This is a genomic window from Stieleria magnilauensis (assembly GCA_007753675.1).
Classification (GTDB): Bacteria; Planctomycetota; Planctomycetia; order Pirellulales; family Pirellulaceae; genus Stieleria; species Stieleria magnilauensis.
This window is the reverse complement of the sequence record CP036432.1, coordinates 761,988-780,584: the sequence shown is the minus strand read 5'-3', so window position 1 is coordinate 780,584 and position 18,597 is coordinate 761,988. Positions and strand designations below refer to the sequence as shown.

General features: G+C 58.4%; 13 protein-coding genes. 8 read left to right on the top strand and 5 right to left on the bottom strand.

The window, feature by feature from the left end:
• Window positions 1-5 precede the first annotated feature (5 nt).
• Entirely contained in the window at window positions 6-1,850 is a 1,845-nt protein-coding gene (locus TBK1r_RS02900; protein ID WP_145207445.1) for a sulfatase family protein, read from the bottom strand.
• 357 nt (window positions 1,851-2,207) lie between these two features.
• On the opposite strand from TBK1r_RS02900, the gene TBK1r_RS02895 reads away from it, so the two are divergent.
• Both TBK1r_RS02895 and TBK1r_RS02885 read left to right on the top strand, forming a co-directional pair.
• Entirely contained in the window at window positions 2,208-4,706 is a 2,499-nt protein-coding gene (locus TBK1r_RS02895) for a PAS domain S-box protein (protein ID WP_145207444.1), read from the top strand.
• Window positions 4,707-5,185: 479 nt separating this feature from the next.
• Window positions 5,186-7,363, top strand: a complete 2,178-nt coding sequence (locus TBK1r_RS02885) for a sialate O-acetylesterase (RefSeq protein WP_145207442.1) — start codon at window positions 5,186-5,188, stop codon at window positions 7,361-7,363.
• An 80-nt stretch (window positions 7,364-7,443) separates the two neighbouring features.
• Here TBK1r_RS02885 and TBK1r_RS02880 read toward each other — a convergent pair whose 3' ends face one another.
• Together TBK1r_RS02880 and TBK1r_RS02875 are read right to left on the bottom strand one after the other, a co-directional pair.
• On the bottom strand, window positions 7,444-8,361 hold the full coding sequence (locus tag TBK1r_RS02880; protein ID WP_145207441.1) for a hydroxypyruvate isomerase family protein: 918 nt from the start codon (window positions 8,359-8,361) through the stop codon (window positions 7,444-7,446).
• Complete coding sequence (locus TBK1r_RS02875; RefSeq protein WP_145207440.1) at window positions 8,361-9,731, bottom strand: Gfo/Idh/MocA family protein; 1,371 nt, start codon at window positions 9,729-9,731, stop codon at window positions 8,361-8,363. The genes TBK1r_RS02880 and TBK1r_RS02875 overlap by 1 nt, the downstream gene beginning before the upstream one ends.
• A 150-nt stretch (window positions 9,732-9,881) precedes the next feature.
• Here TBK1r_RS02875 and TBK1r_RS02870 point away from each other — a divergent pair, with 150 nt between their 5' ends.
• Window positions 9,882-10,133, top strand: coding sequence for a Rho-binding antiterminator (locus tag TBK1r_RS02870; RefSeq protein ID WP_372897939.1), 252 nt, complete (start codon window positions 9,882-9,884; stop codon window positions 10,131-10,133).
• Between the two features lie 21 nt (window positions 10,134-10,154).
• Here TBK1r_RS02870 and TBK1r_RS02865 read toward each other — a convergent pair whose 3' ends face one another.
• Window positions 10,155-11,186: a zinc-binding dehydrogenase gene (locus TBK1r_RS02865; RefSeq protein WP_419580907.1), complete on the bottom strand. Its 1,032-nt coding sequence runs from the start codon at window positions 11,184-11,186 to the stop codon at window positions 10,155-10,157.
• A gap of 41 nt (window positions 11,187-11,227) precedes the next feature.
• Window positions 11,228-12,091: a PEP-CTERM sorting domain-containing protein gene (locus tag TBK1r_RS02860; RefSeq protein WP_145207437.1), complete on the bottom strand. Its 864-nt coding sequence runs from the start codon at window positions 12,089-12,091 to the stop codon at window positions 11,228-11,230.
• Window positions 12,092-12,317: 226 nt separating this feature from the next.
• On the opposite strand from TBK1r_RS02860, the gene TBK1r_RS02855 reads away from it, so the two are divergent.
• From TBK1r_RS02855 to TBK1r_RS02835, 5 genes are all read left to right on the top strand, one after another.
• Window positions 12,318-13,058, top strand: coding sequence for a DUF2314 domain-containing protein (locus TBK1r_RS02855; protein ID WP_145207436.1), 741 nt, complete (start codon window positions 12,318-12,320; stop codon window positions 13,056-13,058).
• 116 nt (window positions 13,059-13,174) lie between these two features.
• Entirely contained in the window at window positions 13,175-14,029 is an 855-nt protein-coding gene (phnD, locus tag TBK1r_RS02850) for a phosphate/phosphite/phosphonate ABC transporter substrate-binding protein (protein ID WP_419580906.1), read from the top strand.
• Complete coding sequence (locus TBK1r_RS02845; RefSeq protein ID WP_145207434.1) at window positions 14,026-15,981, top strand: ATP-binding protein; 1,956 nt, start codon at window positions 14,026-14,028, stop codon at window positions 15,979-15,981. The genes phnD and TBK1r_RS02845 overlap by 4 nt, the downstream gene beginning before the upstream one ends.
• 137 nt (window positions 15,982-16,118) lie before the next feature.
• Window positions 16,119-17,663 (top strand): hybrid sensor histidine kinase/response regulator, encoded by a 1,545-nt coding sequence (locus tag TBK1r_RS02840; RefSeq protein ID WP_145207433.1) that lies wholly within the window; start codon window positions 16,119-16,121, stop codon window positions 17,661-17,663.
• A complete protein-coding gene (locus TBK1r_RS02835) occupies window positions 17,660-18,526 on the top strand; it encodes an SDR family NAD(P)-dependent oxidoreductase (RefSeq protein WP_145207432.1) in 867 nt (288 codons plus the stop codon). Before TBK1r_RS02840 ends, TBK1r_RS02835 begins: the two co-directional genes overlap by 4 nt.
• Window positions 18,527-18,597 lie beyond the last annotated feature (71 nt).

Genomic DNA, 18,597 nt, shown 5'->3' with positions numbered 1-18,597 from the left:
CCAAATTACTTGGCCCGTTTCTTCTTTTCGGGTTTCTCGGCAACCCCCATGTACTCCTTCATCCGGCCGACGTAGCCCCCGTGATCAAAGTTGCACTGTTTCATCGACTCGGCATAAGGCTCGATCCCGTCTCCGATCCAATCGATGATGTTGAACACCTTCAGCGAGGCGTAGGAACTTTCTTGCAACAACTGGTTCCAGCACTGTTGCGCGGCCGCTCGATCGCCTGCCCGATACAGAATCCAGGCCGCCATTGCACGCACATGATGGGATTCATCCTGAATCGCCTGACGGACTTCGTTGATGTCCAACGGGGTCGATTCTTGCAGCAGAAAACAGCCCACAATGCCCCAGTAACGCACGCCGGAATCTTTCGCACGCAGGTCCTCGTACAGTCGATCGATGTTCTCGGGATCTTGTGACAACGCTCGAGCGGACGCCTGTTGCAACGCGGGCACATCGTACAGTGACGGGGTTCGCACCATCTCAAAGATCGTTTTGCCGCTCGCTTCGCTTCGCCGGACCACTTCGCTTTCGGGCAACAAGCCGGCATCAAAGTGATCGAGTTGCCAACGGTCGAGTGCCTGGCTCAATCGTTTGATGTCGGCGGCGTAGCGGGGGTCGTCGATCAAGTTGTTGACGTTGTCCGGATCCACCGACGTGTCATAAAGCTCTTCCATCGGCTTGGGTCCGAAGAACCGGCCGGTCACGGAATCGGTCTTGCCGGCCTTGTGATGTTCCTCCCACGCCTGAGTCGCCCGCATGATCCACAGGTAATTGAGGTGCTGCCCCCACGGTGCGTAGGGCATGTAGTTGCGGATGTACAAGAACCTGCGGTCGCGGATCGCACGGACATTGTCACAGCGTTCGTCCATCCGCGTCCGAAAACTGACGTGGTAGTCGCGTGACTCCTTGTTCGGCCCCAAGAACACCTTGCCTTGCAAGTAATCGGGTTTCTCAGCACCGCATACATCCAGCCAGGTCTTGGTCATGTCGATGAAGCTGACCAGATCGTCAATTTTGGTGCCCGGTTCGGCGGGACGCAGGTGTTTGAATTTTTCGGGGATGCGAATGATCAACGGACAGTGTGTGCCGCTGTTGAACAGAAAACGTTTGCTGCGGGCGATCACTCCGCCGTGGTCGGAATTGTGGATCACGATCGTGTTCTCGGCCAAACCGGCTTGCTCCAATTGCTGCAGTGCGAGACCGATGTCGGCGTCCATCTTTTTCATCTGGTCATGATAGTGCGCATAGTTTTTGCGAATGTCTGGAATATCGGGATGGTACTTTGCCAGCCGAACGTTCTTGGGATCGTGTTCAGTTTGGTTGACATCGCCGAATGCCTTGGACTCATGGGACTTGGTGCTATTGATGACCATGAAAAATGGTTGCTGCTGCTTGAGCTGATCCCAATTCGCTTTGTCGGTGTCCCAGGCACTCTTGTCGTCTCGACCGCCGATGTTGTAGTCGGTTTTCTTTTCGTTGCCGACGAAGTATCCCGCGTCCTTCAGCAGGTCGGGGTAGTACCGGATTCGGTCGTGCGGAATCGGATAACGACTGCGCATCGGATGCGTCCCCATCGAAATCGCATGGACACCGGTGATCCAGGTGCTGCGTGAGGGGGCACAAACAGGGGCATTGGCATAGCAATGCATGTACTGGAATCCCTCGGCCGCCAGGGCATCGATGTTGGGAGTGTCGGCGTGTGGGTTGCCGTAACAGCCGACCCAATTGACGTTGTTGTCTTCACACGTCAGCCACAGGATGTTGGGACGCTCATCGGCGAGCGCGATTCCACCGACAAAGACGGCGACGACCAAACCGAGATTCCGGAGAAAGCGATGAAGCATGGAAAGACCGTTGGAGGAGATGGGGGCGGGGGAATGGACAGGACCATCATTTCAACGGCCCATTGGGATGAGCGGACGATTTTAACTGGTCCGTTCGCGTCGGGGTGCTGCGACATGGCGAGATAACGCCGATTGAAACCAAAAGTGCGGAAAAGCCGGGGCGAACCTCGCGGCACGTTGCACAGCGAGTCACTCCAAAGCCTGTTCAACCGGCGCGATGTCAAACGCCCCAGCGTCATGCACGGACACCCCGTTCGTGGACAAAACCTGTAAACTGATTCGGACGACGTTCGCCAGAGGCACGCGGTACGTCAGGAGCGGAAGACGACGGGATCATGTAACGACGGGAGACGGGAGATGCCCAGAGTCGATGAGACTCGCGCTGAATTGCTGGCACAACTCGCGGAAATACGGGCGAAACTCGCAACGTTGGACGATTCAGAATCGTCCGAGTACGAGGAGAATCCCGCACACGCCGACACGGACTCGGCAGAATCGTATTTCATCGCCTCGGACCATCCTCGACATGCCGACTTGCACGGGCATGCCGACGTCGCCTTGATCGAATGGGACGCACACGGTGCCATCCGCCGTTGGACACCGCAGGCGGAACTAATCTTTGGTTGGAAATCCGACGAGGTTCTGGGCAAGCGTTGGGACGAATTCTCATTCGTGCATGAACAAGACATCCCCCTAGTTGAACAGTCCGTCCGAGACTTGCTGGAACGAAACTTCGACTTCAACCGATGCTCCAACCGTAATGTCCGAAAAGACGGAACCGTTCTCAATTGCGAATGGTTCAACGCCGTCCGTCGAAACGAAAAGGGGCAAATCACCGCTGTGATTTCGCTGCCCCATGACGTGACCGAGCGTGTGCGCGTCGAAAGCCACATGCTGCACATTCAAAACGCAATGCGGATGATCACGGTCGGCACGGCCCGTTCGACCGGCTTGGCATTTAACCAAGCGCTCGTCCGATACATCTCCGAATCGCTCGGCTTCCGTTACGTGTTCATCGCACGCATCGACAAGGACTCCCCGCAGCGGGCGCGGACCATCGCGTTTTGGTCCGAGGGCCAGCTGGAGGACGATTTTGAATTCGATCTGGCGGGAACACCGGCGGCCAACGTGGTCAACCATTCGATGGAATTCTGTTGCGAACATCTTCAACAACGGTTTCCCAACGACATCACCTTGACCCGGTTTCAGGCGGAAAGCTACCTCGGCACACCGCTGGTCAGTTCAACCGGTGAGGTCTTGGGCATTCTGGCGGTGTTGGACGACAAGCCGATGGAGGACCGCGCGGACGTTCGGGAGATGATCGCGTTGTTCGGCGACCGCACGGCGATCGAGATCGAACGTTCCATCAACGAAGCGGCACAGCATGCCAGCAAGATGCGTTTGCGCATTCTGACCGAACAGATGCCGACCGTCTTATGGACCACCGATCTCCAACTTCGCTTCACGCACTCCACCGGTGCGGGGCTGAAAAATATGGGGCAAAAGCCCAATCAATTTGTCGGGCACAGCTTATTCGAGTACTTCCAGACCGATGACGAGAGCTTTGGCCCGATCGCGATCCATTTCGAAGCGCTCCAAGGCGCCTCCGGTTCTGCAGAGATCGAATGGTCCGGTCGCGTGTTCCAAGTCTACGTCGAACCGCTACGTGATCCCAACGGAACCATCATCGGCACGATCGGCTTGGCCCAGGACATCAGTGAAATCAAACGCGTCGAGCGATCGCTGGTCCAAAGCGAAGAACGATTTCGCCGGATGATCGAGCACGCACCCGAAGCCGTCGTCTTATTGGACACCCAGACCGGACGCTTCGTCATGGTGAACCAGGCGGCGGAAGAACTCTACAAGTACTCCGCCGAACAGTTGCTCCAGATGGGACCGCTCGAGATCAGTCCCGAAATCCAGCCCGATGGTCAGCCGTCTGCGGATAAAAGTCGCGAAGTCATCTCGAGAGCGTGCGCCGGCGAAACGCCGATCTTTGAATGGACACATCGTGATGCCGAAGGAGCAGAGATTCCGTGCGAAATCCGTCTCCTGTCACTCGAAGAAAATGGCCGGACGATCATCCGTGGCAGCGTCACCGACGTGACCGAAAAGAAACGCGCCGAAGAATCGCTCAAGAGGTTGGAATCCGAATTAGCCCACGTCGCTCGCGTTTCCACCATGGGTGAAATGGTCGGAGGTCTGGCCCACGAGTTGAATCAACCGCTCTATGCGATTCAAAACTTCGGCAAAGCCTGTGGCAATCTCGTCGCGGCCGAAGGAGAGGTCGACCGCGATCGCCTCCATCAATGGCTGGACCGAATCACCTCCACCGCCCAATACGCCGGTGAAATTTTGTTGCGGCTGCGAAGTTTCGTGTCACGTGAACCGATTCACAAGACCACCTGCGATCTAGATGAAATCATCAAGACGGCGCTGATGCTGACCAAACACGATGCCCAAGTCGCCGGCATCCGCGTCGAGTACACTCCGGCCCCACAACTGCCATCGGTCGAGGCCGATTCGGTTCAAATTCAACAAGTCCTCGTCAATCTGTTAAAAAATGCCTTTGACGCCGTCTTGGAAGAATCGCACGGTGATCCGCTGGTGCGCGTTTCTGCGATTTCGCAAGCGGACCGCGTCGCCGTGACGGTGGCCGACAACGGCCCCGGTCTGCCCGACGGCATCCCCATTTTCGAAGCCTTTTGCTCCACCAAAAACAAGGCGCTCGGCTTGGGACTGGCCATCGGCACCACCATCGCCAAAGCACACGGTGGGACGCTTCAAGCGAAGGACGGTCCCGAACATGGCGCCGTCTTTACCTTCACGCTCGCCACCGCATTGCCCCAGGCCTGACGGCCTATGGTCAATGCCGCTTACCTTGGCACTGAATGCGTTAGCGGAACGGCGCGAGCCGTCCGGTATCCGGCGTGAAAGACCGGAGGGCTCGCGCCCTGCCGCTTACCTTGGCACTGAGGGAGGTAGCGGAACGGCGCGAGCCGTCCGGTATCCGACGTGAAAGATCGGAGGGCTCGCGCCCTGCCGCTTACCTTGGCACTGAGGGAGGTAGCGGAACGGCGCGAGCCGTCCGGTATCCGACGTGACAGATCGGAGGGCTCGCGCCCTGCCGCTAACAAAAGCCCCCCGTTTACCGCCAAAGTAAGTGGCATTGGGCCTATGGTATCGAGTCAACATCAACGAGCAGCCCGCTTACGCCGACGCCAACCGGCTGATTTCGAACGCGATTCCATCCACAAGCCGCCAACGCGCCGGCCGATCAAGTAGAATCCGCGGCTGTAGTTTTGATTGACGGTTTATCGCGAAAGGAAAGTCGGATGAAGAAATTGGCCGGGTTGAAAGTCATCGTGTTGGCATTACTGGGTGGGATGTCGTGCTCACCGCTGAGGGCCGACGTGCGTTTGCCAGGCTTCATCGGCGACCACATGGTGCTTCAACAACAGACACCGATTCGCCTGTGGGGCTGGGCCGACGTCGGAGAGTCCGTTGAAGTCGCTTTGGCAGGACAAAAAGTCACCGCGACGCCCAACGATGATGGACGTTGGCAGGTCGAATTGCCCGCCATGAAAGCCAGCCACCAAGCCCATTCCCTGACCGTCACGGGAAACAACACGATCGAAGTGAAGGACGTTCTGATCGGCGAAGTCTGGCTGTGTTCGGGACAATCCAACATGGAATGGTCGGTCGCAGCAAGTGCGAATGCTAAAGCCGAAATTGCGGCGGCGACGTATCCCATGATCCGACACATCAAGATCCCTCGCAAACCGTCCACCACACCGCTCGAGGATGTCAGCGCCCCGTGGCAAGTTTGTTCGCCGGAGACCGCGGGTAGTTTCACCGCCTGCGGATACTTCATGGCGCGACGGCTGCACCAAGACTTGGACGTGCCGATCGGATTGGTCAATTCGTCTTGGGGCGGCACGCGCGTCGATCCCTGGACACCGCCGATCGGGTTTGGCCAAGTCGACGCGTTGAGCGACATCTACCAGTCCGTCGTTCAACGAACTCCCGGGTCAGAATCCTATCAGGCGACGTTGGCCAACCACGTCAAGGCAACCGAAGCGTGGATCGCGACGGCCACCGAAGCGATGAAATCGGGAATCGCCGTCCAGCCAAGCCCCGCTTTCCCGACCGGTCTGGTGCCGTTTCAAAGCCACCAAGACCCGACGATGCTCTACAACGGCATGATCCACGCGTTGGTCGGTTTTCCGATCCGCGGTGCCATCTGGTATCAAGGTGAATCGAACCACGGCGAAGGCATGTTGTACTTCGAAAAGAAAAAGGCCTTGATCGGCGGCTGGCGAACCCTGTGGGGGCAAGGTGATTTCCCGTTCTACTACGTCCAGATCGCTCCCTTCCAGTACGGCAATGAAGACCCCACCATTCTGCCGCGGTTTTGGGAGGCACAGGCCGCGGTCGAACAAGTGCCCAACACCGGCATGGTCGTGATCAACGACATCGCCACTCTCGGCAACATCCACCCGCCAAACAAACAAGACGTCGGCGACCGATTGGCCCTGCTCGCCTTGAAAAACGACTACGGTCAAGAAGACCTGGTCGCCAACAGTCCCGAAATGGATTCACTGGAAATCCTGGACGACCGGTTGAAGATCACGTTCCGCAATACCGGAGGCGGCTTGAAGACGCGTGATGGGCAACCGCCAAGCTATTTCGAAGTGATCGGAGTCGGGTCCGGCGGTTACCAACCGGCCGTCGCAACTATCGACGGAGACGCCGTGATCCTCTCGTCTGACGAAGTCGAGAAACCGGTCGCGTTTCGATTCGCGTGGCACAAACTGGCCGAGCCCAACTTGACCGGTGGCACCGGATTGCCGGTCGGGGCGTTCCGCGGTGGCGAAGAGCCCGATTTTGTCAGCACGCTGGCGATCGATCGCGAGTACCAACTGGTTTATGACCTCGATCTGAACAAGCTGAACGAGCGCATTGAGTACGACGTGGACCAGAGCGAAAACGTTTCCGCGTTCGATCGAATCGGCTACTTGCTGGAACTCGGCTCGGGGGGCGGCAACGACCAGGTCGTGTTTGTCTCGATGAAGGCGTTCACCGACGATCCGAAAATGATTGGGATCCCGACGGCTGCCTCGGGCGCCCGATTTCAGCAACCCGTCGAAGCGATGGATGTGTTTTCGTCGGTCGAAACCGTAACCGAAGGCCGCTCGATCACCACCGGCAATCTCGAATTCTGGCCCAGCAATTACGGGCCGGGCAACAAGGCAGGCGTCCAAAACGCATCCGGCACCCAGTATGACTTCGGCGACGAACCTTCGCCCCCAACGGCGGGTTACGGATCGATGCAGGTGCACAACTTTGGTGAACGGCAAACTGTCTTTGCCATCAACCACTGGAGTGCCGCCGGCAACGCCGATCTGGGCATCGGCAATAGCACCGGCGAGCACCGCGACTGGACCTTCACGGCCAACGCCGGCACCTACCCCAAGAAACGATTGCGAGTCTACGTCCGTCCGACGCAGTAGCCCACCAAGTGGCGTAAGCTTCCAGCTTGCGTCCCCCCTGGCGCAAGCCAGCCCCGTTCCTTAAATCGCAAGCGACAAGCCTACGCGACAGGTTCAGGATCAACGTCGCGGTAAGCCTTGATCACCGCCGCTTCGCCTTCAATCCCCTTGCCGGCGTTCTGGTGCTCCATGCCCATGATGCCGGCATAGCCGCGGCGGTGCAGATGCGCGAACACAGTGCGGTAATTGATCTCGCCCGTGCCGGGTTCACGTCGCCCCGGATTATCACCGCATTGAAAGTACGCGATCTCGTCCCAGCAGCGGTCGATATTGGGAATCAAGTTTCCTTCGGTGATCTGTTGGTGGTAGATGTCGAACAAGATTTTGCAGGAGTCACGGCCGACGGCTTTGCAGATCAAATAGGCTTGCGGAGAGCTGTGTAGCAGGACGCCCGGATGGTTGGTCTTGCGATTGAGTGGTTCCAACACCATCACCAAGCCGTGCGGTTCCACCACATCGCAGCACCGTTTCAACAGATCGATGCAATTGGCCATCTGATAGTCCCTCGGAAGTTTGGGATCGACCAATCCTGGCACGACGGTCAAGTACGTTGCGTTGACGCGTCGAGCCACGTCGACGATCCCCCGCATCGTGTTCACAATCTCGTCGCGGGCCGTCTGGTTGTCTCCGGAAAAATTGACGGCGTTCCAGATGCCCTTGAGTGCCGAGATGACGCCCATCTTCATCTCCAGCCGCTCCATTTCCTTGGCGATCGCCGATTGTTGCTCGACCGGACGGTCCTTCATCGGATTGTCCTCCCAGGCGCGGAAACCCTGATCGGCCGCATATCGCAGTTGATCCAGCGGATCGTCACCGGCGGAACGGGCGAACATTCCGAAATGCGGTGCGTAGTTTAACGTGAACCGCTGCGACCGTTCTGCGGCGACCGCCTGCCGTCCAACCAGCGTCGGCGCGAGCGTGGCGGCCAACGTTGCGCTTGCAAACTGTCGTCGATCCATTACAGCACCTTTGTTTGACCAGGAACTGCGATCGCGTAAGACCCGTCGTCCAACGGACGGATTGGCGCGGGTGCGTCCCAAGATTCCGCGTCGGTCGTCAAAACCTTTTCACTGGCCATCGCATCGTCCCATTCAACGGTCTTGCCGGAATACGTGGCCAGCCGACCCAAGATCGCCGTCATCGTGCTGCTGGCGCTGTAGTCGACTTCGTGATGCGGCGTGTCTTCGACGACCGCTTTCATCAGCGCGTTCCACTCGACTTGATAGGGACTTTGGTAATCCTTGCCGCGTCTGCGCGGTGATTCCCAAATCGTTTTGTCACCGCTGGAGAGCGCGCACCGCGTGGTGCTCAATTCTGCGACGCCTTGGGTACCGACGATCTGTTCGGCGACCAACTTGCTGCAGCCGGGGATCTGGCGACAGTAGCTGTGCAAAATCGTTCCGTCGGCGTATTCGTAGTTGACCGCATGGTGGTCAAAGATGTTGCCATACTGCTTGCCGGTGCGGACTTGACGCCCGCCCATTCCTTCGGCCCGTACCGGGTGATCACCGAACGCCCAGTTACAGACATCCAGATTATGGATGTGCTGCTCACAAATGTGATCGCCGCTCAACCAGTCAAAGAAATACCAGTTACGAACCTGATACTGCAGCTCGGTCAAGTCTTCGCGCGGCAACGCCGTTTTGGCGGGAAAGCCGGTGTTCCAAAAGCAACGCATCGAAACGATTCGTCCGATCTCACCGCCATGAATCCGCTTCATCGCCTCCAGATAAATGTCTTGATGGTGCCGTTGCAGCCCCACGCCGACTTTCAGGTTCGCTTGCCGGGCTTTTTCGCCCGACGCCAAAATCCGTCGCACGCCGTGGGCGTCGCTGGCCAGCGGCTTTTCCATGAACACGTGTTTTCCCGCATTGACCGCTGCTTCGAAATGCAGGGGTCGATAGCCGGGAGGCCCGGTCAAGATGACCAGATCGACATCGGACTCAATGATTCGGCGGTAGGCATCCAAGCCGACGTATTGACGTTCCGGTGGGACATCGATGGCGTTCCCAAAACCGCTGCCTTGTTCGATGTTTGACTTGCCAGCTTTCCCACGCATCAGCGAGCTGTGACTGATCCGCAAGCGGTCCGGAAACGCGTCCGCCATCGCCCACAGTACCGCCTCGCGTCCGGTGGACAGGGAATGGGCGGCCGCACCGGTGCCACGGCCCCCGCAGCCGATCAATCCGATCTTGATGCGATCTGATCCCGCGGCATAGGCCCGGGTGGCCAGCGCCGAGGGCACGACACCGGCCGCTAAAGTCGATGCGATCGCCCCCCGCCGCGTGAGTCCGCTGGGTGAAGACTTTGTGTTGGGTTCCTCGTGCATGTCCCGAACCGCCTTTCTGTGGGGAAGGATTCGTCGTGGTCGTCCCAGCGTCGTCCTTGGTTTGCTGTGGATCGGCTAGTATATCCAATGGCAACGGGCCCCGCGCAACGTGACGTGCCCGAGTCACACGCCTCCGATCGAAACGAAACAATGGACGAACCCTACACTCCGATCAGCTGTGCCTTCTACGACCGACTCGAAATCCTGGCGATGCGCAAAACGCCGACCACAATCCGTTACCGAGACGACGATGACCACGAGCAACAGATCGCGGCGGTGGTGGTCGATGTTTATTCCAAACACAAACAGGAATGGGTGAAGCTCGACGACGGGACGACCATTCGCCTGGATCGCCTGATCAGCGCGGACGGCCATCCGCTGTCCGATGAATGTCAGTCCTAGCGCCGCGGAAACACCGACCGGTCAACAGAACTCCAAGACCGCCTTCACGCATCCGTCTTTTCCACCGGCAAACGTCTGATAGGCTTCTTCAGCGTCTTCCAGCCCGAACCGGTGGGTAAAACACCACGACAGATCCATCGGCTCGTTCAACAACAGGTCCGGCAAGACATCCATGTAGCTTCGTGCCGGACACCGTCCGGTGCGATAGGTCAAATTTTTGTCGTACGCTTGGGCCGGACTGAAGGCAAAGTTCGGCGTGCAATGACAGCCGATCACCGACATGCGTCCTCCCGGCCGGATCAACCGGTACGCCAATCTCTGGGCCTCGGGCAAACCGACAAACTCCATCACACCGTCGGCCCCGCGTCCATCGGTCGCCGCATGCACCGCTGACACCGCATCGTCGGCGTTTTCAAACACGGTCGCACCGAGTTGTTCGGCGATTTGCAAACGTGCTGTATTGGGGTCGATCGCGAACAGGTTCCGTGCTCCCAATCGCCGCGCACAATCGATCGCCAGCAACCCGACCGTTCCACAGCCGACGATCGCGAACACCTCATCGTCGACGGACTGCGGATCGATGGCCATCGACGCACCGAAGTAGCCGGTGCTCAAATTGTCGCCGAGCAACAACGCCGCCTCGCCATGCAATCCCTCGGGGACGTTCATCAATGTGCCATCGGCCAGCGGCACCCGGACCCGCTGAGCCTGGCCGCCGTGCAGCCCGACCGAATTCTGACGCCATCCGAACAGTTGCCCGCTGGGGCAGCGTGACGACAATCCACGCCGGCAATAAAAGCACGTTCCGCAATTCGTCGTGAACGGACTGAAGACACGATCTCCGATCGCAATCCCCCGCACCGCGTCACCCACTTCGACCACGCGGCCGACGAATTCGTGCCCCATCACCGTGCCGCGATCCAAGCCGACCTCGCGACCGAAATACGGATGCAAATCACTGCCGCACAGCCCGGCCAATTCGACTTCCACCACCGCATCGGTCACCGTTTCCAGTTTCGCATCCGGAATGCTTTGCACGGAAACGTCTTTCACGGATTGAAAACAAACGGCGCGCATCGATGGTGATCTTTAGCCTAGGGAAACGTCAGACACTGGGCGAACGATCCACGCCGCCGCCGTGTCCGCATGACCAGAACGCAAGTTATCAGCAAAAGCAGAATCCAGGAAGAAGGCTCGGGGATCGCTGCCGGACGGAACGCCAGCCCCACATTAAAAGCGTCAAAGCCCAGGTCGCCGACGACTTCCCCCATCCCCGTCGACGTGTTGAGTCGAACCAGCGTGTCGTCATTGGTGTTGATGCCGTAAAGTCGATTTTCGCCCGAGTGAAACGCCAGCGCCGCGACACTGGTTAAACCGGTGCTGCCGATCTCGGTGGCGGCTCCCGTACTGGTGTTGACCGAGTAAAGCGTGTCCAAAAACCCGTCAGTCATCCATAGCTGTTGATTCTGGTTGTCGTATCCCAATCCATGCCCGCCCACATTTACTCCGTAGGCCCCGACCGGCGTGGCTGCGCCGGTGGTGCGGTCAATGGTGAACAACGAATCTGTCGCGCCGCTTCCGCCGTAGAGCACCTGTGAATTGGGATCAAACGCCAAACCTGAGATGGCTTGGAAACCGGTGTCTCCGACCAGGCTGGCCTGACCGGTCGATTGGTCCAACCGAAAGAGTTGACTGTTGACACCGTTGCTGCTGGTCATCAACAGGTTGCCGTCGACCGAATCGTAAGCCAGCCCGATCAAACTGGGCGTCAGGCCCAAGCTTCCGACGCGGGTCGCATTTCCAGTCGTCGTATTGACCGTCCACAGACTGGACGAATTGCCGTCGGCCAAATACAGCACCGGCTCGGCATACACTGCGAGCGGCGGAACAACACCGAGCGGTGAAACAACAAACAGGGCAACGACACAGCAGAGACGTCGCAAGAAGTATTGATTCATCTCGATCGTGTTCCTTTCCAGCGGCGGCAATTGCAAAGCTTTTCCCCCAACAAATCTCTCACCAAACGGTGCGGACGATCGCGTGGCTGGGCGCAGTTTCCCCGCACCCCTTCGATCTCGGCTTTGCCACTCTAACTGCAATTCGCGCGGGCATCAACAATTTGGGGCCGTCCGAACCGTTACAATGTGGTAGGCCGACGAACAACACGGATGACGGAAACGCAATATGAACCACTCCAATCCTGTCACCTACCACCTCGGCAATGATCCACAGATGCTCCGCGCATCGAAAGCGGCGCGAGAATCGTTTCGACGATTCTTCAATTGTGTCAGCCAGGACTTCAACCGCATCGTCCCGGCATGCGAGCTGTCCTGCGTCAAGGTCCCCTTTTGCGACGACTTTTCCGATCCCGATTCTGACCTGGAACACATGTGGATCGAGCAGGTTGATTTTGACGGCATCCATGTCACCGGCGTGCTGCTCAACGCGCCAAACAAACTGCGTTCGGTCACCGAGGGTGACGACGTCGAAATTCCGCTGCCCCAATTAGACGATTGGCTGTGCGTGATCAACGGAGTGGTCTACGGCGGATTCACCGTGCAAGTGATCCGTTCGCGAATGGACGCGGTCGAGCGTCAGCGTCACGACGAAGCTTGGGAATTGGATTTTCCGCCACCGGAATCGGTCAACATTCCCGAAACCAGCGAGGCGTTCGAAGACGCGATCGCGACGGTTCTCGCCCAACAGATCGCGGCCGACCCCGCCTCCGTCCACGAAGTGTTTGACGGCGGCCGAACCTTGCTGCACATGGTCTCCCTGTTCGGAAGGGTCAAATCGGTGAACGTCCTGCTGGAGAACAACGCCAATGTCCATGCAACATGCGATCGCGGCTGGACGGCGCTTGATTACGCCCGATCACTCGACTGGACAGACGTGATGGAGTCATTAAAACAAGCCGGCGGTTGATTGCCATCCACCACCCAAGAACCTGATGCCCGAAGGACCGGAGGATGTTGATGTCAAAGGCAAAGATATCAATGGCAAAACAGTGCCTATCCACGGGGCGTGTGTGCGGCCTCGCCGTGCTCCTGCCTGTCGTCGTCCTGTTGATCGGATGTTCTGCTCCGACACCGACTGCGCCGACGGTCCGAGTGATTCGCATCGGCGTGTTGCCCGATGAAAGCCGCAGCATGCTGGAACAACGGTACTTGCCGCTGGTGGCTTACCTGGAAGACAGCACCGATTTGTCATGTCAGTTGGTGCTGCATGGATCGTACGAGGAATTGCAGGCCGCCTTCGAAGCCGGCGACGTCGAATTGGCGTGGCTGGGCGGTTACACCTTTGTCAAACTGAACCGATCGCATCACGCCGTCCCATTGGTTTCACGCGACCGCGACCTGCGTTTCACCAGCTATTACCTGACCCGGGCAGACGAATCGGCAACGTCGTTGGGCGATTTTCGCGGCCGTCGATTTGCCTTCGGCTCGCGTCTTTCCACCTCCGGGCACCTGATGCCCCGATACTTCATGCGGGAAGCAGGCATCGACCCGGAAACGTTTTTTGAATCGGTCATTTACACCGGCGCCCATGATGCGACGGCCATCGCGGTTCGAGACGAGGAGGTCGATCTGGGCGTCGCCAACGGCCCGATCACCGAATCGATGTTCGCCTCGAAACGGATCAGCCGAAACGCAATTCGCGTCCTGCAAGAAACGCCGCCCTATGTGGATTACGTCTGGGCGTGCCAATCCGATCTGCCTGCGACGGTTCGAACAGAACTCCGCGACGCGTTTTTAAACTTGTCCGAGGCCGACCCCGCAAACGCTGCTGTCTTAGATCAGCTGTTGGCCAAGTACTTCGTCCCCGTCCACCCGGACGATTTTGATGTGTTGCAAAGCATTGTCGACGAAATCGCCCCGTCAGGAGAACCACGATGAATCGTGTTCGCGTCGCCCGCCAAGAATCGTCGCGGTCGATCTTCACTTACATCGTTTTGCTGGTCGTGATCACGATCCTCGTCAGTTGGGCGATCGCCGGAACCCTGATCCAGCGACGCATTGCGGTCAATCGACTGAGTCGAAACTCGATCGACTATCACTCGGCCACGCGTCTCTCGCTTTCGAAAATCCAATCCGAATTGAGTCTGATTCGGCAACATCGTTACCAGGCCTTGCTCGATCCCTCCGATCCCATCCTCGCCGAGGACGTGCGTCGGGAGACGAGTCGTTCGGCCTACATCATCAATCAACGCCTGAGCAGGATCCGGCGGATCCAACACCAGTTCAACGAGCCCCAATTTGAAGCCACCACGCAGCGTCTGGCCGAAGCTGTTGGCGCGTTGAATGAAGCCGACGAGAGCCCGCAAGCGTCTCCGCTTTTGCAATCGGACGCCTTGGAGAGAATCGGGATTCGTTGCATTCAACTCGATCGACTGCACGCTCACGCGTTTCGCGACGACACTCGCTTGATGCAAAGCCTGGAGGATTCGCGATTGTTCCTGGCATCCGTCATCAGCCTTTCCGGGCTGGGACTTGCAGCGATCGTCACCGTGCTGGTGTTCGCCAAACGCGCCGTCAACCGTCGCGACGAAATGGAACGGAAACTGGCCCAGCGTGCGATTCAAGCCGAGTTGCTGTATCGCGCCGTGACGATGTCCGAAGACACCTCGACGTACCGTGAAGCGTTGGAGAAATGCGTCAAAATTGTTTGCCAGATGACCGACTGGAGCGTCGGACACGTGTATTGGCCGTCCCCATCCGAACCGTCACGACTGGTCTCGGCTGACATCTGGCACTTTTCCAATCCCGCACGTTTGGAAAGTTTTCGCCAAGCCTGTGAAAACACATTTTTTGTGACCGGGAACTGCTTGCCCGGCCAAATCTGGGAAACCGGCCAACCGGCTTGGATCGTGAATATCCACCAAGATCCAAACTTCATCCGCAAATCATTGTGCGACTCCCATGGGCTTCGCAGTGCCCTCGGATTCCCGATCGTGATCGACGGACAGGTGGTGGCGATTCTAGAATTTTTTAGTGAACACACGATCCAAGCCGACGAAGTGATGCTGTTGATGGCCCGCAGCGTCGGCGAACAGGTCGGACGTGTCTTGGAACACATTCAAGTCCAAGAATTGCAACGCCGCCATCACGAACGGGTCGAAGCGGAACTCAATGAAGCCAAAAAAGAACTGGTCGTCAAAACGCGTCTGGCAGCGATCGGCCAGGTGTCGGCACAGGTCGCTCACGAGATACGAAACCCCTTGGGCGCGATCAGCAATGCCATCTATTACCTCAAACGCAGCCCCCAAATTGACCAACAAAAAAAGACGCAGTATCTGGATTTGATGAATCATGAGATCGCGACGTGCAACGAATTCATCGACGAATTGCTGGACATCACGCGTCGCAGAAAAATGGATCGCAAACCGACCCGACTTTCGGATCTGGTCGAGCGGGTACTTTCCAGATCGAAGCTGCCACAGAATATCGATCTTCAGGTACATTGTAGTCCTGACACCTTCGAGTGTTTCGTTGACGAAGATCATTTCGTTCAGGTGCTTCAAAACCTGCTCAATAATTCGATGGATGCGTTACTGGTGTCAGGCGGACAGATCCAAATCACAGCGCGGCGGGCCGATGATCGCGATGTCATTGTCGTTCGCGATTCCGGTCCCGGCATTCCATTGCCAGACCGCGGCTCGGTCTTCGACGTGTTGTTCACGACAAAATCCTCCGGAACCGGTTTGGGCCTTGCCATTTGCAAACAAATTGTCGAACAACACGGCGGAACGATCCGGGTCGCCGACGGTGCATCCGAGGGGACGGAGTTTCAAATCTGTCTCCCCTCCGTACCGGCCAGCTCAAACTCAACCCCGTCCCAGACTCACTGAACCGAAGATGCCACCGATCTACAAGCCGCGCGTCATGATCGCCGAAGCAGTCGCTCTATGGCGCGCGATGTCCGGCCAGACGTGTTCGCGTGGACCGTCCCCCCTCGTGCGTTTGCAAAAGAGTTTAGGAAACGATCGTGAGTAATGCGGCCACCGCACAATCGAATCTGCTGATCGTCGACGACGAGCCCAACCAGTTGTTGACGCTGCGCGACATCTTCGAAAGCGAAGGGTTTCAGGTGTTCACCTGCCAGTCCTACGAAGAAGCGCTGCAGCAATCTGGCAATCAAGTGTTTGCCGTCGCGATCCTTGATTTGCAGCTACACGGACACGACGGCATCGATTTGTTGCGGCAGATCCAGCAGCTTCAACCCGCGATGCGAGTGATCATCCACACCGGATATGGCTCGTTTCACTCCGCCAAGGACGCCGTCAATTTAGGTGCCTTTGCCTACGTCGAAAAATCCTACGATCCTGCCGAGTTGATCCACTGGGTGCACCGCGCGGTCAAGGACCTGCTCTCTGAAGCACTCTCCCACTCCGAACAAAAGTTTCGCGAGCTTCTCGATGACGTCAAAGCGATCGTCTGGGAATGCCGTCTGCCCCAACACCGCTTCAGCTTCGTCAGCCAACAGGCCGAAGCGATCTTGGGATTCCCCGTTCAACGCTGGATCGATGAACCGACGTTTTGGGACGAACGGATTGCACAAGAAGACCGATCACGCTACGAAGCGTTTTGCGCCGCCTGTGCCGCTGGAGCGGACAGCGCCCGCGACGGTGACGTGGAACTGCGAGTCGTTGCGTCCGACGGCCGCATCGTCTGGCTGCACATCGTCACACACCTGGTCGTTGATGCCGACGGCAATCCCACCATGCTCCGCGGGGCGATGTTTGACGTCACCCACCAGAAAGTGTCCGAGCAACAACTTCGGGACATGGAAATCCAGCTCGAGCACGTCTCTCGACTGACCACCCTCGGTGAAATGGTCGCCGGGATCGCCCACGAAATCAACCAACCACTCGCCGCGATCGCCAACTTTGCCGTCGCCGCCAAAGTCGCAATCGCCAACGACAACTGCGAACATTCCGTCCCCGTCGAATCCTGGCTGGAAACGATCTGCAACCAAACCGAAAACTGCGGACAGATCATTCGCGGGCTGCGCAGCTTTGCCAAACGCGGCCATGGTGACCAGCAATGGATCGACCTGAACCAGATCGTTCGCGACTCGGTCAACCTGGTCCAATGCAATCCCCATAACCAATTCGCCGAATTCGTCTGCGCCCATTCCGACGCGCCCCTCACGGTCTTCGGCAACCCCGTCCAGCTGCGACAGGTTTTGGTCAACTTGCTGCAAAATGCCTGCGATGCGACCCGCGGTCGAGATCATCCGACGATCGCCATCAACGTCGCCGTCGGTGATGAACACGCCCGCGTCTCCGTCCGCGACAACGGCTCGGGGATCGCACCGGCACAACAGGCAAAAGTGTTTGACGCCTTTTACACCACCAAACAGGAAGGGATCGGCATGGGGCTGGCCATCAGCAAATCCATCGTCGAAACCCACGGTGGAAAACTCTCTTACGATTCCTCCTCCGACGGGTCCACGTTCTACATCACCCTGCCGCTGTCCAACGACAGCCCCCAAACCGACGCACCACCGCAGGAACACTCGCTCTCATGAATCCCCAGCGTCCCGCCAGCCAGCGTCCCGCCAGCCAGCGTCCCGCCAGCCAGCGCCCCGCAGGATCGGTTCGCTACGACAATCAGGGGCGTGTGGTGCTGGTCACCGGCGGGTGCAGCGGAATCGGACGCGCGATCGTTGACGCCTTCGCCGAATCAGGCGCCCGCGTGGTTTGTGCAGACATCCATCAGCCGCCCGCCGATCTGCCTGCCGCGATCGACTTCGTCCGCTGCGATGTCTCGGACGAAGCCAATTGCCGGATGGTCGCCCGACACGCCGTCGAACAACATGGCGGGATCGATGTGCTGGTCAACAACGCCGCGATTCAACCGAAATCCTCGTACGCGCCGGTCCACCAATTGGACAGCGAAACCTGGCAACGCATGCTGGCCGTCAATCTGTCCGGGTACCACTTCATGGCCAAGCACGTGCTGCCGGTCATGCTCGAGCAGCGTTCCGGGGTGATCGTCAACCTCGCCAGCGGCCAGGCCCATCGGACGGCCCGCCAGGTCGGGACCTATGGACCGATCAAAGCGGCCAACGTCATGCAAACACGACAATGGGGGATCGAATACGCGCGCCAGGGCATTCGAGTCGTCTCGGTCTCGCCCGGCGCCATCGACACGCCCCTGGTCCGAGCCACCCTGGAGGAACAGGGCGGCGGGGAGGCACTCGCCAATCGACACCCCATCGGACGGATCGGAAAAAGCAGCGAAGTCGCCGCCGCCGTCCTCTGGCTCGCCAGCCATCAAGCCTCCTTCGTCACCGCGACCGACCTGGAAGTCGACGGGGGGCTCGGCGGCTTCGGTGCATTCGCCGACCCCTATGATTCTGAAACACTCGCCGACAAACCCGATCAATGACTCTATACTATTCGGGCGCCGCCGCCACGAGGCACCCGGCGAAAACGACCAACCACTCCCTTGACCGACAC